The sequence below is a fragment of the Micromonospora sp. NPDC049240 genome (assembly GCF_040647835.1).
Taxonomy (GTDB): domain Bacteria; phylum Actinomycetota; class Actinomycetes; order Mycobacteriales; family Micromonosporaceae; genus Micromonospora.
Window position 1 is genome coordinate 214,275 of the sequence record NZ_JBEZCX010000011.1, and the last position, 25,010, is coordinate 239,284.

The 25,010-nt window shown below is 74.8% G+C and carries 29 protein-coding genes and 1 pseudogene; 14 read left to right on the forward strand and 16 right to left on the reverse strand.

Features of this window, described 5'->3' with window-relative positions:
- Positions 1-35: 35 nt before the first annotated feature.
- Positions 36-1,283, reverse strand: a complete 1,248-nt coding sequence (locus AB0B02_RS18855) for an ROK family transcriptional regulator (RefSeq protein ID WP_357301846.1) — start codon at positions 1,281-1,283, stop codon at positions 36-38.
- Positions 1,284-1,363: 80 nt separating this feature from the next.
- Positions 1,364-3,697, reverse strand: a complete 2,334-nt coding sequence (locus AB0B02_RS18860; RefSeq protein WP_357301849.1) for a TIM-barrel domain-containing protein — start codon at positions 3,695-3,697, stop codon at positions 1,364-1,366.
- A 114-nt stretch (positions 3,698-3,811) separates the two neighbouring features.
- Between AB0B02_RS18860 and AB0B02_RS18865 the strand changes: the two genes are divergently transcribed.
- A complete protein-coding gene (locus AB0B02_RS18865; protein ID WP_357301852.1) occupies positions 3,812-5,818 on the forward strand; it encodes a beta-galactosidase in 2,007 nt (668 codons plus the stop codon).
- 49 nt (positions 5,819-5,867) lie between these two features.
- Positions 5,868-6,416 (forward strand): GNAT family N-acetyltransferase, encoded by a 549-nt coding sequence (locus tag AB0B02_RS18870; RefSeq protein WP_281941200.1) that lies wholly within the window; start codon positions 5,868-5,870, stop codon positions 6,414-6,416.
- A gap of 4 nt (positions 6,417-6,420) precedes the next feature.
- Here the strand turns inward: AB0B02_RS18870 and AB0B02_RS18875 are convergent, their stop codons facing one another.
- Positions 6,421-6,816 carry a DUF1232 domain-containing protein gene (locus AB0B02_RS18875; protein WP_357301856.1) on the reverse strand — a complete coding sequence of 132 codons (396 nt, stop codon included), beginning with the start codon at positions 6,814-6,816 and terminating at the stop codon, positions 6,421-6,423.
- A gap of 112 nt (positions 6,817-6,928) precedes the next feature.
- On the opposite strand from AB0B02_RS18875, the gene AB0B02_RS18880 reads away from it, so the two are divergent.
- Genes AB0B02_RS18880 through AB0B02_RS18890 form a run of 3 tightly spaced genes read left to right on the forward strand, consistent with a single transcriptional unit; the run spans position 6,929 to position 8,457 of the window.
- On the forward strand, positions 6,929-7,405 hold the full coding sequence (locus tag AB0B02_RS18880; RefSeq protein WP_357301859.1) for a DUF1992 domain-containing protein: 477 nt from the start codon (positions 6,929-6,931) through the stop codon (positions 7,403-7,405).
- Positions 7,406-7,441: 36 nt separating this feature from the next.
- Positions 7,442-7,798, forward strand: a complete 357-nt coding sequence (locus AB0B02_RS18885) for a hypothetical protein (protein ID WP_281941204.1) — start codon at positions 7,442-7,444, stop codon at positions 7,796-7,798.
- Positions 7,798-8,457 carry a nucleotidyl transferase AbiEii/AbiGii toxin family protein gene (locus tag AB0B02_RS18890; RefSeq protein WP_281941205.1) on the forward strand — a complete coding sequence of 220 codons (660 nt, stop codon included), beginning with the start codon at positions 7,798-7,800 and terminating at the stop codon, positions 8,455-8,457. Before AB0B02_RS18885 ends, AB0B02_RS18890 begins: the two co-directional genes overlap by 1 nt.
- Positions 8,458-8,569: 112 nt before the next feature.
- Here AB0B02_RS18890 and AB0B02_RS18895 read toward each other — a convergent pair whose 3' ends face one another.
- Positions 8,570-9,184 carry a TetR family transcriptional regulator gene (locus AB0B02_RS18895; protein WP_281941206.1) on the reverse strand — a complete coding sequence of 205 codons (615 nt, stop codon included), beginning with the start codon at positions 9,182-9,184 and terminating at the stop codon, positions 8,570-8,572.
- A gap of 63 nt (positions 9,185-9,247) precedes the next feature.
- Here AB0B02_RS18895 and AB0B02_RS18900 point away from each other — a divergent pair, with 63 nt between their 5' ends.
- Entirely contained in the window at positions 9,248-10,129 is an 882-nt protein-coding gene (locus AB0B02_RS18900; protein WP_357301864.1) for an NAD(P)H-binding protein, read from the forward strand.
- 13 nt (positions 10,130-10,142) lie between these two features.
- Here AB0B02_RS18900 and AB0B02_RS18905 read toward each other — a convergent pair whose 3' ends face one another.
- From AB0B02_RS18905 to AB0B02_RS18920, 4 genes are all read right to left on the reverse strand, one after another.
- The gene (locus tag AB0B02_RS18905; RefSeq protein WP_281941211.1) at positions 10,143-10,709 is read right to left on the reverse strand and encodes a hypothetical protein; all 567 of its coding nucleotides are present in this window, start codon (positions 10,707-10,709) and stop codon (positions 10,143-10,145) included.
- Positions 10,710-10,741: 32 nt separating this feature from the next.
- Positions 10,742-11,521: a methyltransferase domain-containing protein gene (locus AB0B02_RS18910; protein WP_281941213.1), complete on the reverse strand. Its 780-nt coding sequence runs from the start codon at positions 11,519-11,521 to the stop codon at positions 10,742-10,744.
- Positions 11,522-11,935: a nuclear transport factor 2 family protein gene (locus tag AB0B02_RS18915; RefSeq protein WP_281941215.1), complete on the reverse strand. Its 414-nt coding sequence runs from the start codon at positions 11,933-11,935 to the stop codon at positions 11,522-11,524.
- Positions 11,936-12,020: 85 nt separating this feature from the next.
- Positions 12,021-12,560, reverse strand: a complete 540-nt coding sequence (locus AB0B02_RS18920; protein ID WP_357301871.1) for a DUF1062 domain-containing protein — start codon at positions 12,558-12,560, stop codon at positions 12,021-12,023.
- Between the two features lie 426 nt (positions 12,561-12,986).
- Here AB0B02_RS18920 and AB0B02_RS18925 point away from each other — a divergent pair.
- A pseudogene (locus tag AB0B02_RS18925) lies at positions 12,987-13,145 on the forward strand (DNA mismatch repair protein MutT); the annotation flags it as partial.
- Positions 13,146-13,160: 15 nt separating this feature from the next.
- On the opposite strand, the gene AB0B02_RS18930 reads toward AB0B02_RS18925, so the two are convergent.
- The 4 genes from AB0B02_RS18930 to AB0B02_RS18945 form a co-directional block, all read right to left on the reverse strand.
- Positions 13,161-13,619, reverse strand: coding sequence for an HNH endonuclease (locus AB0B02_RS18930; RefSeq protein WP_281941219.1), 459 nt, complete (start codon positions 13,617-13,619; stop codon positions 13,161-13,163).
- A 99-nt stretch (positions 13,620-13,718) separates the two neighbouring features.
- Positions 13,719-14,027 (reverse strand): hypothetical protein, encoded by a 309-nt coding sequence (locus AB0B02_RS18935; protein WP_281941221.1) that lies wholly within the window; start codon positions 14,025-14,027, stop codon positions 13,719-13,721.
- A 39-nt stretch (positions 14,028-14,066) separates the two neighbouring features.
- Positions 14,067-15,527, reverse strand: coding sequence for a hypothetical protein (locus tag AB0B02_RS18940; RefSeq protein WP_281941223.1), 1,461 nt, complete (start codon positions 15,525-15,527; stop codon positions 14,067-14,069).
- Between the two features lie 74 nt (positions 15,528-15,601).
- Positions 15,602-16,420 carry a TIGR04222 domain-containing membrane protein gene (locus tag AB0B02_RS18945; RefSeq protein ID WP_357301876.1) on the reverse strand — a complete coding sequence of 273 codons (819 nt, stop codon included), beginning with the start codon at positions 16,418-16,420 and terminating at the stop codon, positions 15,602-15,604.
- Positions 16,421-16,508: 88 nt separating this feature from the next.
- On the opposite strand from AB0B02_RS18945, the gene AB0B02_RS18950 reads away from it, so the two are divergent.
- The 4 genes from AB0B02_RS18950 to AB0B02_RS18965 all read left to right on the forward strand — a co-directional run bounded on the left by AB0B02_RS18950 (position 16,509) and on the right by AB0B02_RS18965 (position 18,835).
- Positions 16,509-16,997 carry a GNAT family N-acetyltransferase gene (locus AB0B02_RS18950; protein ID WP_281941227.1) on the forward strand — a complete coding sequence of 163 codons (489 nt, stop codon included), beginning with the start codon at positions 16,509-16,511 and terminating at the stop codon, positions 16,995-16,997.
- A gap of 77 nt (positions 16,998-17,074) precedes the next feature.
- The gene (locus AB0B02_RS18955) at positions 17,075-17,641 is read left to right on the forward strand and encodes a cysteine hydrolase family protein (RefSeq protein WP_281941229.1); all 567 of its coding nucleotides are present in this window, start codon (positions 17,075-17,077) and stop codon (positions 17,639-17,641) included.
- A 110-nt stretch (positions 17,642-17,751) separates the two neighbouring features.
- The gene (locus AB0B02_RS18960) at positions 17,752-18,276 is read left to right on the forward strand and encodes a DUF2087 domain-containing protein (RefSeq protein WP_357301881.1); all 525 of its coding nucleotides are present in this window, start codon (positions 17,752-17,754) and stop codon (positions 18,274-18,276) included.
- A 124-nt stretch (positions 18,277-18,400) separates the two neighbouring features.
- On the forward strand, positions 18,401-18,835 hold the full coding sequence (locus AB0B02_RS18965) for an Hsp20/alpha crystallin family protein (protein ID WP_357301884.1): 435 nt from the start codon (positions 18,401-18,403) through the stop codon (positions 18,833-18,835).
- Positions 18,836-18,842: 7 nt separating this feature from the next.
- On the opposite strand, the gene AB0B02_RS18970 is transcribed toward AB0B02_RS18965, so the two are convergent.
- Positions 18,843-19,865 carry a YafY family protein gene (locus AB0B02_RS18970; RefSeq protein ID WP_357301887.1) on the reverse strand — a complete coding sequence of 341 codons (1,023 nt, stop codon included), beginning with the start codon at positions 19,863-19,865 and terminating at the stop codon, positions 18,843-18,845.
- 82 nt (positions 19,866-19,947) lie between these two features.
- Between AB0B02_RS18970 and AB0B02_RS18975 the strand changes: the two genes are divergently transcribed.
- Both AB0B02_RS18975 and AB0B02_RS18980 read left to right on the forward strand, forming a co-directional pair.
- On the forward strand, positions 19,948-20,934 hold the full coding sequence (locus AB0B02_RS18975) for a tyrosine-type recombinase/integrase (RefSeq protein ID WP_281941235.1): 987 nt from the start codon (positions 19,948-19,950) through the stop codon (positions 20,932-20,934).
- A gap of 29 nt (positions 20,935-20,963) precedes the next feature.
- Positions 20,964-21,809 carry an LLM class flavin-dependent oxidoreductase gene (locus AB0B02_RS18980; protein WP_357301891.1) on the forward strand — a complete coding sequence of 282 codons (846 nt, stop codon included), beginning with the start codon at positions 20,964-20,966 and terminating at the stop codon, positions 21,807-21,809.
- Between the two features lie 7 nt (positions 21,810-21,816).
- On the opposite strand, the gene AB0B02_RS18985 is transcribed toward AB0B02_RS18980, so the two are convergent.
- Positions 21,817-22,191 carry a VOC family protein gene (locus tag AB0B02_RS18985; protein WP_357301894.1) on the reverse strand — a complete coding sequence of 125 codons (375 nt, stop codon included), beginning with the start codon at positions 22,189-22,191 and terminating at the stop codon, positions 21,817-21,819.
- Positions 22,192-22,358: 167 nt separating this feature from the next.
- Between AB0B02_RS18985 and AB0B02_RS18990 the strand changes: the two genes are divergently transcribed.
- Positions 22,359-22,817, forward strand: a complete 459-nt coding sequence (locus tag AB0B02_RS18990; RefSeq protein ID WP_281941239.1) for a hypothetical protein — start codon at positions 22,359-22,361, stop codon at positions 22,815-22,817.
- 3 nt (positions 22,818-22,820) lie between these two features.
- Here the strand turns inward: AB0B02_RS18990 and AB0B02_RS18995 are convergent, their stop codons facing one another.
- On the reverse strand, positions 22,821-23,495 hold the full coding sequence (locus AB0B02_RS18995) for a thymidine kinase (protein ID WP_281942670.1): 675 nt from the start codon (positions 23,493-23,495) through the stop codon (positions 22,821-22,823).
- A 107-nt stretch (positions 23,496-23,602) separates the two neighbouring features.
- Positions 23,603-24,994, reverse strand: a complete 1,392-nt coding sequence (locus tag AB0B02_RS19000; protein WP_357301897.1) for an MFS transporter — start codon at positions 24,992-24,994, stop codon at positions 23,603-23,605.
- Between the last annotated feature and the right edge of the window lie 16 nt (positions 24,995-25,010).

Consider the following 25,010-nt stretch of genomic DNA (forward strand, 5'->3'; position numbering starts at 1 on the left):
CCGAGGTTGGCATCCGGGGCCGGTGCGGTCAAGGGTCAGGCGGCGGGTAGTTGCCCGGCCTCCACGGTGGCCAGTGCGGCGGTGGCGCCGCCCAACGCGCTGGCGGCGGAGCCGAGCGTGCTGGCCTCCAGCCGGACCCCGGCCGGCGGCGCGAGCGTGCGGGCGGCGAGTTCGGTGCGGGCGGCCGGCAGCAGCCACGGCGCGAGCGTCGCCAGGTGGCCGCCCACCACGACCACCTCCGGGTCGAGCAGGTCGACCAGGACGGACACCGCACTGCCGAGGTGCCGGCCGATCTCGGTGAGCCCGGTGCGCACCGGCTCGTCGCCGGCGCGGGCGAGTGCCTGGATCCGGTCGATCTCCGGCAGGTAGTCGGTGACCGGCGCGTCCGGCGCGGCGTCGGGCAGCAGGCGGCGCACCACGGCGTCCACGCCGGCCAGCGACGCGAGGCAGCCCCGGCGCCCGCACCGGCACGCCGCGTCCCCGAGCCCCGCGGTCGCGGACGGGGAAGCGCCGGCCAGGACCGGCAGGTGGCCGATCTCGCCGGCGAAGCCCCGGCCACCGCGCAGCAGCCGGCCGCCGCTGACCAGGCCGGCGCCGACCGCCAGCCCGCCGGTGAGGTGGATCAGGTCGGCGGTGCCGGCGTACGGGCCGTGCCGCAGCTCCGCCGAGACGGCGAGGTTGGCGTCGGTGTCCACGCCGACCGGGAAACCCGGGTCGCGTAGCGCGCGGCGCAGCTCGGCGGCGAGCGGCACGCCACGCCAGCCCAGCGCGAGGGCCAGCGGGACAGCGCCGTCGGCGTCCACCAGGCCGGGCACGCCCACGGTGAGGCCGAGCACCGTGCGCCCGGCGCCGGTGACCCGGGTGACCGCGCGGCGGGTGAGCGCGGCGAGCGCGCGTACCGTCTCCTCGGGGCCGGTGAGCGCGGCGGCGAAGGCGCGTCGCCAGGTGAGCAGCCGCTCGCCGCTCAGGTCGGCGGCGACCACGACCAGCTCGTCGGCGCCGATCTGCAGGCCGAGCCCGACGTAGCGGGCGCCGTCGAGCACGAGCATGGTGGCCGGGCGGCCCACCCGGTTCTCGGTCAGCCCGGTCTCGCGCAGCAGCCCGTGCTCGATCAGCTCGCTGACCAGGCTGGAGACGGTGGCCTTGTTGAGGCCGGTGCGGGCGGCGACGTCGGCGCGGGAGCAGGGCGCGTGCCGCCGCACGTGCCGCAGCACCACGGCCCGGTTGGCGACCCGCACGTCGCCGAGGTCGGCCGTCTGGACCGGCCGGTCGATGCTGATCACGTGCTGTCCGCCTCCTGCGCCGCCGTCCGTCGGGTTCGGCCAAAGCTTAAACTAAATCGGCTTGGTGCCCGCCGGGCGGCTCAGCCGCCGAACCACGGCGCGAACGGGGTCACCGGGACCGGCTCGCCGTCGAGCACGACCCGGCGCGGCGCGTCCGCGCCGACCACGCTGACGCGGCGCACGTCCAACGGCCCGTCCACGCGTACCCGCAGCGTGTCGCCGTCGCGGACGGCGGTGACCGTGCTGTCGCCGTCGTCGTCGCGGACCACCGTCACGCCGTCGGTCCCGCCCCACGAAACAAGCGTGACGTCGCGGAACGGGCCTTCGGGCACGGTGGGCGCGGGCGCCACCGTCGGGATCAGCGCGCCGCGCCGCACGTACAGCGGCAGCCGGTCGAGCGGCGCCCGCACCCGCAGGTGCCGGCCGCCGGGGTGACGCTGCCCGGTCGCCGCGTCCAGCCAGTCGTCGCCGGCGGGCAGGTAGACGGCGCGTTCCCCGCCCGGGTCGAGCACCGGCGCCACCAGCAGGTCGACGCCGAGGCGGTACTGCAGGTCGATGGCCCAGGCGGTCGGGTCGTCCGGGGTGTCGACGAGCAACGCCCGCAGCATCGGGCTGCCGGTGCGGGCCGCGTCCACCGCCGCCGACCACAGGTACGGCAACAGCCGGTAGCGCAGCCGCAGCGCCGCCACCGCGTGCCGTTCCGCCTCCGGCGGGAAGTCCCACGGCAGCCGGCTGGTGGTGCCGTGCAGCCGGACCAGCGGCGACAGCGCGCCGAACTGCGTCCAGCGCACGTACAGGTCGGGCTCCGGCGTGCCGTGGAAGCCGCCGGTGTCGTGGCTCCAGAACGGCACCCCGGACAGCCCGTGGGACAGCCCACCGCGCAGCGTGCTGGCCATGCCCGGCCAGGTGGCGTTGACGTCGCCGCTCCACTGCGCGCTGTGCCGCTGTCCGCCCAGGTACGACGAGCGCGCCCACACCGTGCGATGCCCGGCGACCTCCTCGGTGACGTCGGCGACCACGTCGTTGAACAGCAGCGCGTACACGTTGTGCAGCTCGACGCCGGTCATGCCGTTGTGCGCCACCGCGTCGGCGGGCACCCCCTCGGCGAAGTCGGTCTTGAACACCGCGACGCCCTGGGCCAGCAGCGGTCGCAGCAGGCCCTGGAACCAGCGCACCGCCGCCGGGTTGGTCAGGTCCACGATGGCGCAGACCGGATAGCTGCCGTGCCAGGTGTCCGCGACGTACGTGTCGCCGTCGGGGCGGCGCAGGAAGTAGCCGGCGGCCTCGGCCTCGGCGTACAGCGGGCTGTCGGTCATCAGGTAGGGGTTCATCCACAGGCACACCCGGAAGCCCGCCTCGGCCAGGTCCTTGAGCAGGCCGGCCGGGTCGGGGAACGCCTGCTCGTCCCAGCGCAGGTCGGACCAGCGGCCGGCGACCTGCCAGTAGCAGTCCAGGTGCAGCACGTCGCACGGGACGTCCCGCTCGCGGATGAGGCGGGCCCGCTCGCGCACCCGCTGCTCACTGTCGGGGAAGAACCCGGAGGAGATCCAGGCCCCGAACGCCCAGCGGGGCGGCAGGTACGGCCGGCCGGTCAGCGCGTCGAACCGGTCCAGGATCCGCGCCGGTGTCGGGCCGGCCAGCACGTAGTAGTCGAGCAGGTCGTCCGGGACGAGGATCTGCACGCTGCTGTGGGTGCTGGCGCAGACGTCGAACTGCACCGGCAGGCCGCTGTCGACGAGCACGCCGTAGCCGCGGTCTGACAGGTAGAACGGCACGTTCTTGTGCGACCGGTCGGACTCGCACCCGAACGCGTCGAAGTTCCACATCAACGGTCGCTGGCCGCGCTTGTCCAGCGCTGTGAACTTCTCACCGAAGCCGACGAACCGTTCGTCGCCGGGCGCGACGAAGCTCTCGTGCCAGGCGACCGGGTCGCCGTCGGAGGTGGAGCGTCCGAGCGGCAGCGTGCGCCGCCGGCCGCTGATGTCCCGGGTGCCGCCGTCGGCGGCCACCAGCAGCCGACCGTCGGCGTCGAGGAAGCGCAGCCCCCACGGGTCGAGGCGGATCTCGGCGCGCACACCGCCGGCGTCCACCCGGGCGTACGCGTCGTCGACGGTGACCTCGGCCGGGTGCGGTACGGGCCGGGTCAGCGTCAGCGCCCGGGCGGAGCGGCTGCGCACCGAGAGGTCGTCGGTGAGCCGTACCCGGATGATCCCGTCCCCGGCGGCCTCGACGCGCGCGACGAGCGTGCGGCCGGAGGAGCAGGTGGCGGTGAGCGTGACCCCGTGCGGGTCGACCGCCGCCACCTCGGCCCGCAGCACGTCGTCGGCGCCCTCCTCGCCGGGGGCACGCACCGGCAGGTCGGGTGGGTCGGCCACGAACGTCTCGTACGGGACCAGGGGCGGGCGGTACGGCATGGGCGTCTCCTCGCGGCGACACGGGCGGCCCCGCAAGTTTCTTGGGAACCACAACTAACTGTCAATGATCTGTCGCATTGACTTTCATCCTCACCTCTTTCTACTTTGACGGGGATGACAACTAAAGCGTTGTGGAGCGACGGTCGGCTGAGCTACGGCGGAGACTGGAACCCGGAGCAGTGGCCACCGGCGGTGTGGTCGGAGGACGTCGCCCTGATGCGCGCGGCCGGGGTCAACCTGGTCACCGTGGGCGTGTTCGCCTGGTCCCGCCTGGAACCCGCCCCCGGCCACTACACCCTCGACTGGCTCGACGAGGTGTTGGACCTGCTGCACGCCGCCGGCATCCGGGCCGCCCTGGCCACCCCCACCGCCTCCCCACCACCCTGGTTCACGCGGCGTCACCCGGACGCGATGCCGGTCACCGCCGACGGCGTCCGCCTGCACCACGGCAGCCGGGACACCTACTGCGCCGCCGCGCCCGCCTACCGTGCCGCGGCCCGGAGCATCGCCGACGTGCTGGCCACCCGGTACGCCCACCACCCGGCGCTGGCCCTGTGGCACGTGCACAACGAGTACGGCACCACCTGCCACTGCGACCACGCCGAGACGGCGTTCCGCCGCTGGCTCACCGGCCGGTACGCCGACCTCGACGCGCTCAACGACGCGTGGGTGACCAGCTTCTGGGGGCAGCACTACTCCGACTGGGCGCAGGTCGGCGTGCCCCGCGCCACCCAGTACCTGGCCAACCCCGGCCAACTGCTCGACTTCCGTCGCTTCTGGTCGGACACGCTGCTGTCCGCGTACACCGAGCAGCGGGACCTGCTGCGGGCGGCGAACCCGGCGGTGCCGGTCACCACCAACCACGTGCTCGGCGACTGGGTGCCGGTCGACCACGCCCGCTGGGCGCGCGAGGTGGACCTGGTGGCCGTCGACCACTACCCGGACCGCATCGACGGCGGCGCGGAGGAGCAGACCGCGCTCGCCGCCGACCTGGCCCGCGGCTGGGCCCGCCGCGGCGCCGGCCGCCCCGCGCCGTGGCTGCTGATGGAGAGCGCACCCAACCAGATCCACGTCACCGGGCGGATGCACACCAAGGAACCGGGCCGGATGACCCGGCACAGCCTCGCGCACGTCGCCCGCGGCTCGGCCGGGGCGATGTTCTTCCAGTGGCGTGCCCCGGCCGGCGGCGCTGAACGGTTCCACTCCGCGGTGGTGTCGCACGCCGGCGCGGACACCCGGGTGTTCCGGGAGGCCACCGACCTCGGCGCCGCGCTCGGCCGGCTCGCCGGCACCGCGACGGGGCAGGTGGAGGCGCGCGTGGCGATCGCCCACGACGCCGCCAGCGGCTGGGCGCTGCGCCACCCGGGGATGCCCCGCGACGGCCTCGACCACCCGGGCGAGGTGGCCGCCGCGCACCGGGTGCTGTGGCACGCCGGCCTCACCGCCGACCTGGTGACGCCCGGCGACCCGCTCGACGGCCACCGGCTGCTCGTGCTGCCCGCGCTCTACCTGGCCGCCGACGCCACCGTCGACTGGGTACGCCGACACGTTCACGCCGGCGGGCACCTGCTGGTCACCTGGCTCAGCGGCGTCGCCGACGAACACGCCCGCGTCCGCCTCGGCGGCTACCCGGGCGCCTACCGCGACCTGCTCGGCGTGCGGGTGGAGGAGTTCCACCCGCTCGCCGACGACGAGCGGGTGCCGCTGACCAGCGGCGGGTACGGCCGGATCTGGTCGGAGACCGTGCACCTGGCCGGGGCGGAGCAGGTCACCGCGTACATCGGTGGGGTGCTGGACGGCCGCCCGGCGGTCACCCGGCACCGGGTCGGCGCCGCCCGCACCTGGTACGTCTCCACCCGGCCCGACGACGACACGTACCGCCGGCTGCTCGTCGAGGCGGCCCGGCTCGCCGGCGTCACCCCGACCTGCCCCGCGCCGCCCGGCGTCGAGGCGGTCCGCCGCCGCGACGGCGACCAGAGCTGGCTGTTCCTGCTCAACCACACCGACCGCCCGCAGCGGGTGCCCGCGGCCGGGCACGAGCTGCTCACCGGCGAGCCGGTCGACGACCACGTGACCGTCGGGCCCGGCGGCGTGGCGGTGCTGCGCGAACCGCCGCGCTGACCGCGTGCCGGCCTCGCGTTCACCCCCGGTGACGCGCGACACTCGGACGATGTCCGTCGTGCTGTCCGCCGCCGCCACCCCGACCGCGCCCGGCCTGCTGCTGCGACCGTGGCGCGACGGCGACGCCGACGCGCTGCTGGAGGCCTACCGGGACCCGGTGCTGCGCGCCTGGACCCGCTTCCCGGTGACCACCCGCGCCGAGGCGCGCGCGTTCCTGCGCCGGGCCCGGCAGGGCTGGGCCGCCGGGCGCCGTTTCAGCTTCGCGGTGCTGGAGGACACCCCGTCGGGGGAGCGGCTGGTGGCCTGCGTGGTCCTCAAGGAGGTCCAGCCCGGGCGGCCGGCCGCCGAGGTCGGCTACTGGACCGCGGCCCCGGCCCGTGGCCGGGGCGTCGCGCCGCGGGCCGTCGACGCGGTCACCGGCTGGGCGTTCGCCCGCTTCGCCGCCGGCGGCCTGACCCGCCTGGAACTGCTGCACCAGGTCGACAACCCGGCCTCCTGCCGGGTCGCGGAGAAGAGCGGGTACGCCTTCGTCGAGGTGCTGCCGGCCCGCCCGCCGTTTCCCCGCGACGGCCACCGGCACGTACGCCGGCTGCCCTGAGCCGTCACCGCGCGGCGGGGCCGAGCAGGCGCAGCAACAGGCGCGGCTCGCCCGGCCACGCGTCGAGCAGCACCTGCCGGGGCACCTGCCGCCCGGCGTAGCGCAACGCGAGCGCCACCACGACGATGTCGTCCAGCGGGCCGATCACCGGCAGGAACTCCGGGATCAGGTCGATCGGGCTGGCCAGCCACACCCCGGCGACGACGATCGCGATCCGGGCCCGGCGCGGCACGCGCGGGTCCCGGCGCAGCCGCCGCACCGTGGTCAGACAGTCGGGCACGAACGCGGCCAGGTCACGCAACAGGCCGGGTGGCAGCCGCCGGGCCGCCAGCACCAGCACCGCCCAGCTCGCGACCAGGCATCCGGTCGCCACGCCGAGGCCGATCAGCCAGTCACGCACGTCGCCGCTCCTCCCGTCGGCGGAACACTACGCGCCGGGAACACTTCCGCGCGCCGCGACGCTGACCATGGTCGGCAACCGGCGGATACGGTGGGAGCGGGAGGTGACGGCGGTGACGACAGGCTGGGAGGCCGCGGTCGAGGCGCAGATCCGCTCGGCGCAGGAACGCGGCGAGTTCGACAACCTGCCGGGCGCCGGCAAACCGATCCCGGGCCGCGACCAGCCCTACGACGAGGGCTGGTGGATCCGCAGCTTCATGGAGCGGGAGCAGATCCCGTCCGACCTGATGCTGCCCACCCCGCTGCAACTGCGCCGTCGCGTCGAACAGCTTCCCGCCGAGCTGCGCGACCTGCCCACCGAGGACGCGGTCCGGTCGTACGTGGCGGCGCTCAACGCCGAGGTGGTGGCCTGGCTGCGTGCCCCGACCGGCCCTCGGGTGGTGGTCCGGCCGGTCAACGTCGACGAGGCGGTACGGCGGTGGCGGGCCGACCGGCAGCAGCGTGTCGTGACCGCGACGCCGGTCGAGCCGGCGCCGCCCGCCCCGCCCGCGGCCCGCGCCCGCCGCCGGTGGCGTTGGTGGCGTCGCTGAGCCCGACCGCACGTCAAAGCGACTATTCTGTACGGCATGGACCCGATCGGCTCCGTTCGCAAATCGCGAAGACCCTATGAGGCCCGCCCGGGACGCCGGGCGATCGTGGCGGCTGATCTGAGTGAACTGAACGGACCGACCACCGGGATCGTTGAGCTGCCGCACCGCCTGTTCTGGCAGCCCGACCGGCACGTCGACCTCGACAAGCCCGGCTTGTTGGCCTGGATGTACGAGACGGTGCTGGCGGAGGCCGTCCGTCCCGAGGAACTGCGGAGCTGGTTGCACGGGCCGACCCTTACGCGGATCTGGCCCACGCTGCACCTGCCTCGCGGCGTCCGCCGCGCCTGGGAGGAACGCCATCATGTGCTTCGCGTCCGGGGCATCGCCGCCTGATGCCGCATGTTCCCGATCCCTTTCAGCACGAGGTCACCCGCATTGCGCTCGCCACGGCCGCTCGCCACGGCTTCGCGCTCGCCGGGGGTCAAGCGCTGATCGCCCACGGCTTGGGAACCCGGCCCACCGAAGACATCGATCTCTTCACTGATACCGAGGGCGGCGTCACCGCCGCCTCGGAACTGGTTCGTGACGCCTTGTGCGACGCGGGCCTCCAGGTCGAGATCATGAGTGATCCCAGCGAACTCGACGAGGTCTTCTACGGATTCGATCAGGACATGGTCGAGTTCGAGGTACACCGCGACGCTCAAGCCGTCCGCGTGCAACTCGTCCGCTTCGCCCGGTTCAGCACCCCGGTGGTGCTCGACATCGGACCCGTCCTCCACCTCGACGATGTCGTCGGCACCAAGGTGGCTGCCATGATCACACGAGCGCAGCCACGCGATTACATCGACGTCGCGGCAGTTCTCGACCGCTATGACCGCCAGAATTTGATCGCGCTCGCCCGCAAAGCAGACCCTGACATCACTGACGACGAAATTCACGACGCTATACGTCGGCTCGACGGCCTACCCGATACCGTCTTCGTGCTCTACCGCCTTGCACCCGCGCAGATCAACGAGGTTCGCGCGGCCTTCACCGACTGGCCCCGAGGATAGCTGCACTGCCAGCGATCGGCAGAGGCCGGCCTTGGCGCCTCAGCCGCCGCGACCACACCGGGATGACGCTGGTGGCGTCGCTGAGCCCGACCGCAGGTCGCCGCAGAACGCGTCAGGAGTCGCCGGCCGCCCGGCCCAGTCCGGCGAAGGCGCGGTCCGCGTCGACGACCGCCTCCGGGTGGACCTCGTGCGCGGTCCGCCCGTCGGCGATCTTCTGCCAGTTGTTGCGCGCCAGCACGCGGTGCACGGCGATCACCTGGGCGGCCAGCAGTCGGGGCCCGAGGCCCGGGCCGAGGGCCGCCGCCAGCGCCTCCTCGTCGTCGTGCAGGTACTGCATGAGCCGTCCGGCCAGGCTCGGCGTGCTGAACACCAGTCGGTGGAACGCCACCACCTGGGGATGATCGTTGAGGCCGGTCACCGGCTCGAAGCGGTCGAGGCCGGCCCGAAAGTGCCGGCGCAGCGCCGTCATCGGCGCGACGTCGGGCCGGCGGTCGCGTACCACGCGTGCGGCCTCACCGTTGTGGTCGGCGAACCGATGCAGGATCAGGTCCTCCTTGGTCGCGAAGTAGCGGAACAGGGTCGGTTTCGACACCTCGGCCGTCGCCGCGATGTCGGACACCGACACCTGCTCGAACCCGCGCGCCAGGAACAGCGTGATCGCGGCGTCGGCGATCGCGCCCCGGGTCTGCGCCTTCTTGCGGGCCCGCAGCCCGCCCGGCTCACTCACCGCGTCAGGGTAACAAGTGTTACCTGGTTGCGTTTTTAACCGGGTAACGGTTCGATGGTGGGCATGAAACGTACAGACGCGGTGCTCGTCACCGGGGCGACCGGCCGGATCGGGCGCGCCGTGATCGATCAACTGGTCGACGCGGGCGTGCCGGTCCGCGCCCTCGTCCGCCGCCCCGAGTCGGCGGCCACCCTGCCCACCGCCGTCGAGGTCGTCACCGGTGACCTCACCGTGCCCGCGTCGCTCGACGCGGCCCTGACCGCCGTCCGCGCCGTCTTCCTGGTCTGGACCGCCCCGCCGCACACCGCGCCGTCGGTCGTCGACCGGCTGGCCGCCCACCCGCGACGGGTCGTCTACCTGTCCGCGCCCCACCGCACCCCGCACCCGTTCTTCCAGCAGCCGAACCCGATGGCGACGCTGCACGCTCGCATCGAGCAGCTCATCGCGGCGACCGGTCTCGACGCGACGATCGTCCGGCCGGGGATGTTCGCCTCCAACGCGCTGCACTGGTGGGCCCCGGCGATCCGTCGCGACGCGGTGGTCCGGTGGCCGTACGGCGCGGCCCAGACCGCCCCCGTCGACGACCGGGACGTCGCCGCGGTCGTCGCGCGGGTCCTGTCCGAGAACGGGCACGCCGGCGGCGACTACGTCCTGACCGGCCCCGAGTCGCTCAGCCAGGCCGAACAGGTCAGCCTCATCGGCGCCGCCCTGGGCCGGCCGACCGCGTTCGAGGACCTGCCGCCCGACGAGTTCCGTCGCCAGGCCCCGGAGGCCGCGCGTCCCGCCGTGGACATGCTGCTGGCCGCGTGGCGCGCCACCCTGGGGCATCCGGCACACGTCACCACCACGGTGTCGCGCCTGCTCGGCACGCCGGCGCGCACGTTCCGTCAGTGGGCCGCCGACCACGTCACCGCGTTCACCGCAGCGGCCGATCCGGCGACCTGAGCCAGCTTGCTCCTCAGCCGAGCGCGGCCCGCCACGTCCACGACGTCCGGCGCGGCCGGTCGCCCAGCGGGGCCCGGCCGGTCAGCCAGAGCAGCACCGGCGCCGGCGCACCGGCGGGCGCGTCGGGGAACAGCCGACGCACCACCCCGGCGCACAGCCCGGCCGGCGGTGACCAGGGCACGTCGAGACCACGGGTCACGTCATGGGTGTGCAGCAGGATCTCGGCCACCCCCATCGCGGCGAAGCCGCCCGGGTCGCAGGGCCCCCAGTGCCAGCCCCGGTCGTCCGGGTCGGCGGTGTCCACCAGCGCGGCGAGCATCCCGGCGGTGGCGGTCGCCACGGTCAGCACCCGCTCCGGTGGCGCGTCGGGGTGGACCCGCAGGTCGAACGGCAGGTAGCCGTCGGTGGGGCGGCCGGCCACCTGACCGGCGTACCCGGCCAGGTCGTGCGCGACGTGCGCGGTCGTGGTCCAGCAGGACCAGTCCAGGTCGCCCGCGCGTACCGTCCAGTCCCGGCCGGCGGCCGGCAGCAGCACGGCGGTCATCGCGGCGGCGGCGGCGCGGACGTCCGCGCCGGTCATCCCGGACTTGTGGGAGGGTCCCTCGGGGGGCATCACCGTCGGCGGACGCGCAGCACGCAGGTGCGCATCGGGAGCGTGAACTCGCCGTGCGCGGTCTCCGGCCGGCTGGCCAGGAACGCCCGGATGCGGTCGAGCGTGGCCTGCCGCTGCGGCGCCGGCATCACCAGCAGGCCCGCCCGGGTGGCGAGCGTCGCGGTCAGCGAGTCGGCGGTGCGCTGCTGCCCGTGCCGGAACGTGGCCTGCTCGGGCGCGTCGAAGCGGGCCGGCGCGCCGTTCTTCGGCAGGTGCGTCCGCGCCGTCTCGACCCGCCAGCTCGCGGGCGTGTCACGAGGGCCGACGACGGCGCTGCCGCTGACCTCGGCCAGGCCGGCGACCCAGTCGACCTCGTCGTCAAGCACGTTCCACAGGCCGGCCAGGACGCCGCCGGGGGCGAGGACCCGGGCGATCTCCGGGCCCGCCACCGCCATGTCGAACCAGTGCATGGCGTTGCCGGCCAGCACGGCGTCGACGGACGCGTCGGGCAGCGGGATCGCCTCGGCGCTGCCGGACAGCGCGCGGACATCCGGCAGCGCGCCGCGCAGCTCGGCCAGCATCGCCGGGTCCGGCTCGACGGCCGTGACGTCGGCGCCGACCGCCCGGAGCGTGGCGGTCAGCTTGCCGGTGCCGGCCCCGAGGTCGAGCACCCGGGAGCCGGGAGCGGCCTCCAGCGCCCACCGGACCGCGTCCTGCGCGTAGTCCGGGCGGTGCTGGGCGTACGCGGTGGCCGCGGCTCCGAACGACGAGGAGTGCCGGGCGTGGTCGGGCTGCCGCATTCAGGGTTTCCTCTCGTCGAGCGCGGCGAGCAGGCGCAGCGGGTCGATGTAGTCGCGGTAGGACACGACCAGGCCGTCGCGGACGCGGAACACCGCGATCACGGTCTGCTCGAACGGCGCGCCGGTGGCGACGACGGCGCCGTGGGCCGCGTACTCCACGATGACCACCTCGGGGTCGGTGCTCTCGTGCAGCACCACGTCGCGGTGCTCGTCGATGGTGATCAGGGCGTTGGCCGCCTCGGTCAGGTGTCGGCGGATCTCGGCGTGCCCCCGCACCCGGCCGGGCACGCCGGCGGGGCGGAACGGCCACTCGATGTGCCCGGCCGGGTCCATCAGCGCCAGGAACGCCTCGACGTCCTGCTCGCGGCCGGCCCGCAGCACCCGCTCGACGACCTGACGCGCCGATGTCGTCATCGCTGCCTCCGGAGTGGATCGGCGTTGTCCCCGCCACCGTAGTACCGGTCGCGGCGGGCCGGGTGCCCGCCGCGACCGGTCCCCGTCAGTTCACGGACATCAGCGTGAACGTGAAGACGGTGTTCCTCGACCGCCGTTCGGGCACGTCGCACTTGACTCGGCGCCGGACCTCGGCCCGGCTGAGGCCCAGCCCGCGGGCGACGAGCCGGTCCGGGCGTACCGGCACCGGATCGTGGAACACCACCTCCACCCGGATCGGCCACGCCTCGCCGAGCGGTACCGGCACGGCGTCCAACCGCCACGCGTCCCTCCAGTCGAGGACGACGTGGTTACGCCGGGCGAACGCCGGATCCAGCAGGGTGGACGCCACCAGCCGCGCGTCGTTGGTGTGGTAGCCGTGCAACTCGGCCGGATCGAGGGAGCCGACCGTCGTCCGTTCGTGGACGGTGAGCTTGCTGGTCCGGTCGCAGCGCACGCACCGGACCAGCAGCCACACGTCCAACAGCTTGCCGTTGGCGTTGACCCGGAACCGGCCGTAGCCGGTGGTGGCGGACTCCGACGGGCAGTCCACGCACCGCCGCGACAGCAGCGGCAGCCTGGTCCGGCGGACGACCCAGGGCAGCACGATATGAGGTGGTGAGGACATGAGTTTCGAGACCCGATCTCTCTGGACCTGACACGAGGCCGATGAGGCGCGACCTCGAACGCCGCGTGGCCGGGCGCGCGAGGGCAGCCCGGCGGAACCGACGGGACGCGTCGGGTTCCGGTGCGCGGTGGAACGTGTCAGATCCGCAGAGCGGGCTGGGTCATGCGGCTCGTGTCCTCTCTCCTCGGTGTGCCAGGCAACTTAGGAGACACGGAGGAGCGGCTCAACCGGTTATCCCGCTAATTAACGGATTGCCGGTTACAACAAACCAGTAAATCCGCTGGGCAAATGCCGCAAAACGTTCATGCACCATAATGACAGTTCTTGTGCGTAAGGCTTCGAGCTGGTGTCATCGCCCGCGCACCGTCCGGTCCGGACCTCACGCGGCAAGGACGCGGCACCGTCGTACGGATGCGCTGCTACACCGGCGACTACCGGGGCGCCCTACGGCCGGCCCACGAGATCGAGGAGATCACCTGGCTGACCTACGCCGACCGGCACCGCGTCTCCCCGGTCGACCAGAGCGACTTCGATCACCTGCACCGCGCCGACCAGCTTCGCTGACGACCCGATCGCGGCTCAGGGTCGGTAACCGGCTCGGGCGGCGGCCACCTCGGCGGCGCGGCGCTCGCGCCACCGCCGCTGGGCGTCGCTGTTGCAGTGCCGGCACACCTTCCGGAACCGACCGGTGCCGGGGTCGACCTCCCGCTCGTGCCCGTTGCGGCAGGTCGGCTGCTGCCGCCGCGCGCGGCGGTTGTCGCCACGGCTGAGCTGACGCAGGTGCGTCGGCTCGATGCAGTCGAGCACGCCGCAGTCGTGCCGCACCTCCAGACCCGGCCGGTAGCCGCCGACGAAGACCGCGTACGCGGCGACGTGCGCCCACGCCCGGCCGGCCACCTTCTGGTGAACCCCACGTCGGGTGCCGTAGCCGCGGACGATCAGGCAGCCGCCGGGCGTGCGGGTCGAGCGCGCCAGCAGGTGGGCCCGCAGTGACTCCTCGGTGAAGTGTCGGGACAGTCCGGTCACCTCAGACAGCATCCGGCGAGCATAGGCCGGCGGCATCGTCGCGGCGGGACCTCCCACCGCGACGAGACGTGGGGCCGCCGCCGGACCGGCGGCGCCCCCAGCCGTACGTGGTCAGCGTTGCGTGCGGTCGTCGACCTCGGTGCCGGACTCACCGGGTCGGGCGCCGATCGCCTCCTCGGCGGCCCGGCCGCCGGTGCTCTCGTCGCCCTGCCGCAGCGAGCTTCGCGGCAGCCCGGCCAGGTGTGCCGGGTCCTCGATCGGCTGGTCCGGCCAGTCGTCCGAGGTGCCGTCGGCCAGGCCGGCCCGGCGCAACACCTCGACTAGGTCGTCGTGCGACAGGCGCTCGGCCTCCGGGATCCCGGCCCCGCGCGCCATGGACCGCAGCGTCTTCAGGTCTTCGCTCGCGAATGTCTCGGCCATGCCGGAGCCTTCCCGGCGGCCAAGACAAGGAAACCCGCCTCAGGCGCGGGCCCCGCCGAGGCCGAGGAGCACGGCCAGGCCGAGCGCGCTGCGCGGCGCGTACGGGATCCGCCACAGCCCGCCGTGTGCCGCCGCGTACGCTTCGTCCCGCCACGGGTGCTCCTGCGTCGGCCCGCCGCCGGTGCGCAGGTCGTGCACGAGCAGCGCGGCCATCAGCGTGTTGCTGGTGGCCGGCTCGAACACCTCGACGCCGAAACGGTGCGCGCCGGCGTACGCGGCGGCGAGCGCGCGGTTGCGCAGCACCGACCGGGTGCGGGTGGGCGGCGCGACGGTGAACGACACCGTGGTGCCGGCGTCACGGGCCACCGCCGCGCGCCAACGTTGCAGCCGTTTGGCCAGCGCGTAGTTCGGTCCCTGCTGGGGGACCAGGCTGTCGTTGACGCCCGGGTCGGCGCCGGGCGGGTAGTTGCGGCGCAACAGCCGGCCGCCGGAGATCAGCCGCAGGGACCGGCGGGCCGGCCCGCGGGCGGCGTACCCGCGGTCGGCGTGGTCGACCGCGTCGCCGGGCACCGCGTACACGTCGGTGGGGGTGGCCAGGAACGCCAGCGCCGCGTCCGGGCGGTGCCGGGTCAGCTCGACGGTGAGCGCGTCGACGGCGGTGGCCACCCGGACGTTGGTGGCGCCGTCGGCGTAGACGTAGTTGCCGAGCACCAGCCGGCCGTCGATGCCGGCCAGCCAGCGGGCGGCCTGCGGCAGCCGGTGCAGCAGGTCCGCGCCGGCGGCGGCGGCCAGCGCGGCGTCGTCGTCGCCGGTGCCGGCCGGCACCGGCAGGTGCAGGCGGCCACCGTGACGGCGCGCGGTGCGCAGCACCCGGCGCCAGATCTCCGGGCGGGGCAGGTCGACCGCGACCACGTCGCCGCCCCAGCGCAGCACCGACGGCAGCGGGCCCATCTCGGCGCCCGCGCCGAGCACCACGACCCGCTGGTCGCGCAGGTCCAGCCAGTCGGGGTTGGCGAGCACCGCGCCGACCGCCTCGGCGCAGCTCGGTTCGACCACGCCCGCGTCCACCCAGGCGTCGAGGCGGCGGCGCAGGTCGTCGCCACGCAGGCGGTGCCCCCGGTACGGCACGGACAGTTCCCGTTCCACCGGCCCGGCGCCGGTGACCGTGGCGGTGTGCAGCGGCGGTTCCGGGCCGGTCGAGGTGAGCGCCGCGTCGAGCGCGACGTCGGGGCCGCCGCCGGGCGGCGCGTACCGCATGCGGGTGTGCAGCGCGGTGAGGCCGTCACGGGCGACGGTGAGCGCGGCGGCGCGGGAGAGCAGGCCGGCCTCGACGAGTCGGCGGAAGTGGGTGAGGTAGCCGCGCCGCCAGTCGGTCTCGTGCTCGGCGGAGCGGGCGCCGACCGGGTCGACGGCGCGTAGCGCGTCGGCGACCACGGCGCGGCCCAGCGCGGTCGTGCTGCGCCGGCCGTCGCCGGTCGCGGGGAACACCACTCCGTCCACGGCTCACCTCCCTGCCCTGCGGTCGTGGGGTCACTCTGCCGCATCGGCGACGGCGTCGCCCGTCGAGGGGCCGCTCAGCGGCGGGCGGGGCGGCGTTCCGGTCGGGGGCGGCCCCGCTCCGGGTCGACGCCGACCTGGACGGCGAAGGCCGGGTCGACGGCGAGCAGCGGACGCGGGCCGAACAGCGCCATGGCGGTGAGCAACGCGTCGGTGTCCCGGCCCTGCCAGGTGGGACGGCGTTCGGGGTCGAGGTCGGCGTGCTCGCGGCGCAGCCGGCGCAGCAGGCGCCGTGCGGCGGCGCCGGTCTCCGGCACCTCGGTCAGCCACCAGCCGCCCAGCGCGGTGGCCAGGCAGCAGAGCAGCAGCCCGGCGACCGAGGCGGGTCCGCCGGCGGTGCGGCCCTCGACCGCGCTGTCCACCAGCCGGGTCACCCCGACCGCGGCGACCAGGAACAGCGGCAGCGTGCCCAGGGCGACCCGTCGGCGTTGGGCGCGGGTGAGCAGCCAGCCGTCGCGGACCAGCCGGCCGACCATCCGGCGCAGCGCCCGCGCGACGTCGGGGTCGGCCAGCACGGCGGCCCAGGTCTGCGGGCGGCGCAGCGCGGTGTGCAGGGCGCGGACCAGGGCCGGCGGCCGGGACGGTGGTGGACCGTCGGCGTGCAGGGTGGCGAGTTCGCCGACGGTCACCCCGCCGGCGCGGCGCAGCGCGGCCACGCCCACCTGGCAGGCCAGCAGCGCCCGGTCGGTGAGGTACGCCAACTCGACCCGGTCGGGTGTCGCGCCCCGGGCCCGGCGGCCGGTCAGCTCGCGTACCGCCACGGCGACCGCGACGGCCACGGCGACCGCGCCCAGGTAGTCGAGGAGGAAGATCGGTCCGCTGACACCCCAGAGCATGGCGACAAGTATGGCCGTACGGTGATCCGGCGCGGGGGCGGGTGGAAACGGGTGGCCGCGCGTGACGTCGCGGGCTAGCGTGCCGACGATGCGCATCCGGGAGCACGTCGACGCCGACTGGGGCCAGGTCTGGCCGATCGTCGAGTGCGTCATCACCGCCGGGGACACGTTCGCCTACGACCCGGCCTGGTCGGCCGGGGTGGCCCGCGAGGTGTGGGTGGAACGCCCGCCGGGGCGTACCTCGGTGGCGGTGGACGACGACGGCGTCGTGCTCGGCAGCGCCAAGATGGGCGCCAACCGGCCGGGCCCGGGTGCGCACGTGGCGACCGCGAGTTTCCTGGTGGCCGCGGACGCACGCGGTCGTGGCGTGGGCCGGGCGCTGTGCGAGGAGGCGTTGGACTGGGCCCGTCGGGCCGGTTTCGCCGCGATGCAGTTCAACGCCGTGGTGGAGACCAACACCGTGGCGGTGCGGCTCTACCGGCGGCTCGGCTTCACGGTGGTCGGCACCGTGCCGGAGGCGTTCACCCATCCCACCCTGGGCCGGGTGGGCCTGCACGTCATGCACCGTTTCCTGTGACCGTCGCGCGGTACGGCGAAAGTGTCGGGGGCCGTCGTTAGGTTGACGGGGATCGCCGCCGTCGAAGGAGCCTCGTCATGACCACGCTCACCGACCGCCCGCACACCGCGCTGCTCGTCGTCGACGTGCAGAACGGCGTGGTGCGCGGCGCCCACGACCGGGACCGGGTGGTCGCGAACATCGCCGCCCTGGTCGAGCGCGCCCGCGCGGCCGGCGTCCCGGTGGTCTGGGTGCAGCATCACAGCGAGGAGCTGCCCACCGGCAGTGAGCAGTGGCGGATCGTGCCGGAGCTGGTGCGCCGCGACGACGAGCCGCTCGTGCACAAGGCCTACGGCGACTCGTTCGAGGCCACCGACCTGGAGCAGGTGCTCGCCGCCGGGGGTGTCGGGCGGCTCGTCGTGACCGGCGCGCAGACCGACGCCTGTGTCCGTTCCACCCTGCACGGCGCGTTCACCCGCGGCTACGACACCACGCTGGTCGCCGACGCCCACACCACCGAGGACCTGTCGGCCTACGGCGCGCCCCCGCCGGCGCAGGTGATCGCGCACACCAACCTCTACTGGGGCTTCCAGCGCGCCCCGGGCCGCCGCGCCGGCACGGTCGACACCGCCGACGTCGACTTCACCGCCGCCGTCCCGGCCTGACCGGCAGCCCAGCCGGCCGCCGTGACGCGGCCGGTCAGGAGCCGCCCGCCCCCGGTGTGGTCGGGGAAAACGCCTGGCCGTGCCCGGTGGCTGCTGGCAGGCTGCCGGCCATGACCGCTCAAGCTCTCGCGGGGGCGCTCGCCGACGAGCGTCGCCGGGCCGTGTTCGCCGCGATCGTGCTCGGCGCCCGGGACGTCGCGTCCGTGGTGACGCGCACCGGCCTGCCGGCCCGCGACGTCGCCACCGCCGTGCGCCGGCTCACCGACGCCGGTGTGCTGACCGACGCCGACGGCCTGCGCGTCGACGGTGAACGGCTGCGCGAGTTCGCCCGGGCCGGGGCGTCGTCGCCGGCGCTCCCGCCGGCCGACCGGCGCGAGACGGTCCTGCGCACGTTCCTGCGCGACGGCGCGCTGATCCGGCTGCCGGCGCAGCGGGGTCGCCGCCGGGTGCTGCTGGAGCACATCACCGAGCGCACCTTCGAGCCCGGGCGGCGCTACCCGGAGCGGCTGGTGGACGAGGCGCTGCGCCCCTGGTGCGAGGGCGGTGCGGCGGACCACGTCACGCTGCGCCGCTATCTCGTCGACGACGTGCTGCTCACCCGCGAGCAGGGCGTCTACTGGCGGACCGGGCCGTGAGCGCGAACGCCCGCCGCCGAGGAGGTTGACGACGGCGTGCCGCCGCGCTAAAACAGAAACCGGAAGTTGAGTCACTCAGACTCAAGTCGAGACCTTGGGCCAGGAGAACCGAGGAGGCAGGACCATGTTGATGCGTACCGACCCGTTCCGCGAGATCGACCGGATCGCCGAGCAGTTCTTCGGCACCACCGCCCGCCCGGCCGTGATGCACCTGGACGCCTACCGCGACGGCGACCACTTCTACGCCGCCTTCGACCTGCCCGGCGTGGACCCGGACAGCATCGACTGCACCGTCGAGCGCAACGTGCTGACCGTCCGCGCCGAGCGGCGTCGCCCGACCGGCGAGCACGTCGAGCTGGTCGCGGCCGAACGTCCGATGGGCACGTTCACCCGGCAGCTGTTCCTGGGCGACACGCTGGACACCGACCGGCTGGAGGCCGGCTACGACAACGGGGTGCTGACGCTGCGCATCCCGATCGCCGAGCGGGCCAAGCCGCGCCGGATCGCGGTCACCTCGGCCGCGGAGGGCAACGGGCACCGGCAGCTCACCACCGTCTGAACGCGCGTCACGCCGACGCGGGGGAGACCGGCGCGCCGGCCGCCCCCGCGTCGGTGTCCGACGGGTAGAGCCGGGTCAGCGCGCGCGCCGTGGCGGTGAACCGGTCCCGCAACTCGGCCGGGGCCAGCACCTCCACCTCGGCGCCGAGCTTGAGCAGTTCGGCGTGGGCGTGCCGCGTCGACTCGATCGGCACGGTGGTCTCCCGCCAGCCGTCCGGGCCGGGTTCGCCGGCCGCCGCCCGGGCCGCCCGTGCCATCTCCGGCGGGAAGACGTAGGGCATGAACTCCAACGCGGCGGTGCTGAGCCGGATGCGCGCCTCGCCGCGGTAGACGTCGCGTTCGTACCGGGCGGTCCACTCCCGCCAGTAGGCGGCCAGGTCGAAGCCGTCCGGGCGCTGGTGCCGCTCGTCAGTGACCACCGCGTCGAGCACCGCGCCGACCCGGTACGTGCGGACCTGCTCCTCGCACCGGGCCACCAGGTACCAGCGGCCGGCCTTGAGCACCACGCCGAGCGGGGCGACCAGCCGGGTCACCTCCCGCGGGGCGCGCCAACGCCGGTAGCGCAGCCGGACCATCCGGTCCTCCCACACCGCGCCGGCCAGCGTGGCCAGGTGCGGGGTGGCCTCCGGGTGCCGGAACCAGCCGGGCGCGTCCAGGTGGAACCGCTGCCGCAGCCGGCCGCTGCGGTCGGCGAGTTCCTCCGGCAGCGCGGCCCGCACCTTCAGCTCGGCCGCGGCCACCGTGGTCGCCAGGCCCAGCTCCGCGGCGGGCCCGGGCAGGCCGGCGAGGAACAGCGCCTCGGCCTCCGGGCCGGTCAGCCCGGTGAGCCGGGTGCGGTAGCCGGCCAGCAGCCGGTAGCCGCCGGCCGGGCCGCGGTCGGCGTACACCGGGACGCCGGCGGCGCCGAGCGACTCGACGTCGCGGTAGACGGTCCGCACCGACACCTCCAGGGCGTCGGCGAGTTCCTGGGCGGTCATCCGCCCCCGGGCCTGCAGGAGCAGCAGCAGGGAGACCAGCCGGCTGGCGCGCACCGCACGACGGTAACCCCTGCCGGCGATCCGGTCGCGGCGCGCCTCGTCGCGAAACGCGCCGCCGACTGAGAACCTTTCTCGCATGTTGCGTCCCGAGGTCCTGCCCCGCGCCCGTGTCGCCGTGTCCGGCGCTCCGGCCGACTTCACCGAGGCGTGGCTGCGTAACCGGCGACTGTCCGAGCACACCCGCGACGCGTACCGGCGGGACGTGACCGGCTGGCTGCGCTGGTGCGCCGAGCGGGGCCTGGAGCCGCTGCGGGTCACCTTCCTCGACGTCAACGCGTACGGCCGGGACCTGGAGTCCACCCCGCGCGGACGCGACGGCCGCCCGCTGACCCCGGCCACCGTGGCGCGCCGGCTGTCCGCGCTGTCGAGCTGGTACGACTTCCTGGTCAAGCTGGGCGCGGTGCCGGCCAATCCGGTCGCCGCGGCCGACCGGCCCCGGGTCGACCGGGACCACTCCGCCACCGTCGGCCTCAGCCCGGACGAGGTCGACGCGCTGCTGGCCGCCGCCGAGGCGGACGCCGGCCCGACCGCCGCCCGCAACCGCGCCACCCTCGCGCTCCTGGCCGACCTGGGCCTGCGGGTCGGCGAGCTGGTCTCGCTGGACCTGGCCGACCTGGGCGCGGAACGCGGTCACCGCAGCGTCCGCTTCGTCGGCAAGGGCGGCAAGGTACGCCGTCGCGCGCTCACCCCCGGCACCACGTACGCGCTGGACGCCTACCTGGCGGAGCGGGCCGCCGCCCAGGGCGTCACGGTGCCGCAGCTGACCGGCCCGCTGCTGGTCACCGCCACCGGCGGGCGACTGGACCGGCACGCCGTGTTCCGGCTGGTACGTCGGCTGGCGCAGACCGCCGGGATCGCCGCCTGGGCGCGGTTGTCGCCGCACTCGCTGCGGCACGCGTTCGCCACCACGGCCCGCTCGGAGGGCGTGCCGCTGGAGGACGTGCAGGACGCGATGGGTCACGCCGACCCGCGGACCACCCGTCGCTACGACCGGGACCGGCACAACCTGGACCGCGACCCGGCGTACGCGATCTGGGCCGCCCGGGCCCGCCGCCGCGGCTGAGCGTCGGAGCCCGGCCGTAGGGTGCCGGGATGCGACACGGCCTGGAGATCTCCTGCGGCGGCGCCTCGGTGACGGTCGGCGACCTGGTCGCGCTCGGCGAGTTGGCCGAGCGGTCCGGCTGGGACGGCGTCTTCCTGGAGGACTACGTCATCCACCACGCCGGTGACGACCCGCCGACCTGGGACCCGTGGCTGGTGCTGGCGGCGGTGGCCGGGCGCACCGACCGGATCCGGCTGGGCACCACGGTGACCGCGCTGCCCCGGCGTCGCCCGGCGAAGCTGGCCCGGGAGGTGCTCACCCTCGACCACCTCTCCGGCGGCCGGGCCGGCGTCGCGGTCGGTCTCGGCGATCCGGCCGACCGGGGGCTGGCCGCGTTCGGCGAGCCGACCGACGTGAAGACCCGCGCCGCGATGCTCGACGAGGGCCTGGACCTGCTGGTCGCGCTGCTCGGCGGCGAGCGGGTCACCCATCGGGGCGGGCACTACCGCGCCGAGGGCGTGGCGCTGCGACCGGCGCCGGTGCAGTCGCCCCGGGTGCCGGTCTGGGTCGGCGGCAGCACCCAGGCCAAGGCGGTGCTGCGGCGGGCGGCCCGGGCCGACGGAATCGTGCCCTACAAGCTGACCGACACCGACGGCTGGTCCGACTTCACCGCCGACGAGGTTGCTGCCCTGGTCGCCGCGCTGCCGGCGACGCGCGCCGACGGTGCGCCGTTCGACGTGGCGGTCGGCGGCCGGCGGCGGCGGGCCGACGAGCGGGCCGAGCGCGCCTACCTGGCCGACCTGGCGGCGGCGGGCGCCACCTGGTGGCTGGAGTACGTGCCCGCCGGTGACCCGGCCGCGATGCGGGCCGCGGTCGCCCGCGGCCCGCTGCGCTGAGCCGGTCTCACTCCGGGCGGCGCGGGCAGAGGCAGAACGGCTGCCCGATCGGGTCGAGCAGCACGGTCCAGCTTCCGCCGCCGGGCTGGTGCTCCGGCCGGGTCGCGCCGGCCGCCACCAGGTCCCGCTCCGCGGCCGACACGTCGTCGACGGTCAGGTCCAGGTGGTAGCGCTTGACGCCGGTCGGGTCCGGCCAGGCCGGCGGCGCGTAGCCGGGCACCAGCCCGAACCCGATCGACGTGCCGCCGGCGGAGGTGATCATGGCGTACTCGGCCTCGCTGTGGGTGATCTCCCAGCCGAGGGCGTGGCCGTAGAACGCCGCGTGGGCGGCCGGGTCGGAACTGTCGAGGTTGACCATCGCGAGGTCGGCGTGCGTCGTCATGCCGGGGAGTCTGCCGCCGGTACCTGTCACCTCCTGTCAGGTACCGGCGACCGGCGCGGCACGCGTCGTCCACGGCTGCTCCGGGGCGTACGCCGACGGCGCACGGTCCACCGCCGGGCGGCGCAACCGGCTGCGCGCCGGTCGCCGGTTGCCTACCGTCGGTGGTGATGGGCAGTCAGCAGGTGTGGCACCGACCGGCCCGGCGTCGCCGGCCGATGCGCGCGGGTGTGCTGGTCGCCGTGCTCGGGCTGGGTACCTGCCTGATCGGGGTGGCCGGGCTGGCGGTGTGGAACGCGCAGGTGGTGCTCCAGGCCGACGGGCCGGTGCGGGAGACCGCGGACGGGTTCTTCCGGGACGTCGCCGCCGGCGACACCGACCGGGCGTACGGGCGGTTGTGCGCCGAGGCGCGCAGCCGGTGGAGTCAGGCCGGGTTCGGCAGTTGGGTGCGGACCCCGCCGCTGGTCAGCGGCTACGAGATCGTCGACGTGTCGGTGTCGACCCGGGCGGGTCGGCCACGCGGCACGGTGCTGGTGCGGTTGAACCGCGACGGCGGCGGCAGCGAGGAGCGGGAGCTGCCGGTGGTGCCGGAGGACGGCGGCTGGCGGGTGTGCGGGGACCCGTTCTGAGCCTCAGGCGCGTGGGCCCAGGTCGCCGGAGCGGTAGTGCCGTCGGCACAGCACCTGGTAGCGGACGTCGGCGGTGTCCACGGTGTCGCCGATGACGACCTGCGCGCCCTCGCGGACCACCCGGCCGTCGACCACCCGGGCGTTGAGCAGCCCTTCCCGGCCGCACCAGCACAGCACCTCGACCTGGATGCGGGCCACCTCGTCGGCCAGCTCGAAGAGCCGTTGCGCGGCCGGGAACAGGCAGGAGCGGAAGTCGGTGGCCAGGCCGAAGGCGTAGACGTCGACGTCGAACTTGTCGACCAGCTCGGCCATCTGCTCGACGTGGTCCAGGTCGTAGAAGGACGCCTCGTCGCAGATCAGGTAGTCGACGCGTACCCCCTCGGCCCACGCGTCGCGGACCAGGTCACGCAGGTCGAGTCCGTCGGTGACCTCGATGGCCTCGTGGGCCAGGCCGATGCGGGTGGTGACCTGCGGGCCCAACGAGCGGTCGATGCGGGTGGTGACCAGGCCGCGGCGACCCTGCCGGGCGTGGTTGTAGTTCATCTGCAACGCCATGGTGGACTTGCCGCAGTCCATCGGTCCCCAGAAGAACTTCAGCGCGGCGGCGTGCAGCGGCCGGCCGTCGACGCCCCGGGCGGCGGCGCAGCCGCCGGCACGGTCGTCGCCGGGCCCCGGCAGGGGGCGGGCCAGGCAGGTCGGGGCGGCAGCGGCGTCGTCGGTCACGTCGGGGCAGCCTAGCCGATCGACGCCGCCGCATACCGGCCGAGATGATCGACCGGGTGCGCTCAGAGCACCCGGGGCGGGGTGTTGCCGGCGGCGATGATGGCCCGGCGCATCGGCACGGCGGCCAGCAACGCGAAGCCGACCACGAAGAAGATCAGCAGCGACACCAGGCCCACCCGGTAGGACGAGGTGAGCTGGAACACCAGGCCGAACGCGAGCGGGCCGAGCCAGCTGGTGCCCTTGTCGCTGATCTCGTAGAAGCCGTAGTACTCGCCCTCCTTGCCGGCGGGGATGAGCTGGCTGAACAGCGATCGGCTCAGCGCCTGGCTGCCGCCGAGCACCAGCCCGATGCAGCCGCCGAGGATCATGAACGGCACCGGCGCCTCGGCGGGCAGCCGGAACGCGGCGATGATCACGCCGGTCCAGAGCACCAGCGACAGCAGCACGGTCTTCCAGGCGCCGATGCGTCGGGCGAGCGCGCCGAGCGCGAGCGCGCCGCCGAAGGCGAGGAACTGCACCAGCAGGATGGTCACGATCAGGGTGCTCTGCTCCAGCCGCAGCTCCTCGGTGCCGTACTGGCTGGCGAGGGTGATGACGGTCTGGATGCCGTCGTTGAACACCAGGAACGCGAGCAGGAAGAACAGCGTCAGCGGGTACGCCTTGACCTCGCGCAGCGTGCGGCCGAGTTGCCGGAACCCGTCGGTGAGGACGTTGCCGCCGCCGAGCGGCACGGCGACCGGCGGGCGTTCGCGCAGCCAGCGCAGCGGCAGCAGGGTGAACGCGGCCCACCACACGCCGGCCGAGACGATCGACCAGCGGGCCAGGTCGAGGGTGCGCTGGGCGTTGCCCTCCTCGCTGAGCGCGGTGACGGCGACCAGGTTGAGCGCGAGCAGCAGCCCGCCGCCGAGGTAGCCGATGGCCCAGCCGCGGCTGGAGATGGCGTCGCGGTCGTCCGGGCCGCCGAGCTGCGGCAGGAACGAGTTGTAGACGACCACGGCGGCGCCGAAGGAGATGTTCGCGACGAGGAACAGCGCGCCGCCGAGCAGGTACCGCTCGCCGGTGACGAACGCGAACGCGATGGTCGCGCCGGCGCCGGTGAACGCGGCGGCGGCCAGCAGCCGCTTCTTGTGCGCGGACCGGTCGGCGATCGCGCCGATGACGGGCAGCACGAACACGGTCAGGAAGACCGACAGCGAGATCAGGTACGGGTAGTAGGAGCCGGCGGCGACGCGGATGCCCAGCGGGTGCACCACGCCGTCGCAGCGGTCGGCGCCCAGCTCGCAGCCGGCGGCCAGCTCGGTGACGGTGGTCAGGAACGGCCCGAGGAAGACCGTGATGACGGTGGTCTGGAACGCGGAGTTGGCCCAGTCGTAGAGATACCAGCCGGTGCGTTCGCGGCGGGTGCTGCCCGGGGGTGCGGGCTCGGCGACGGCGGGGGTGACCGTTTCGGCCATCGGGGCGGTCCTCGGG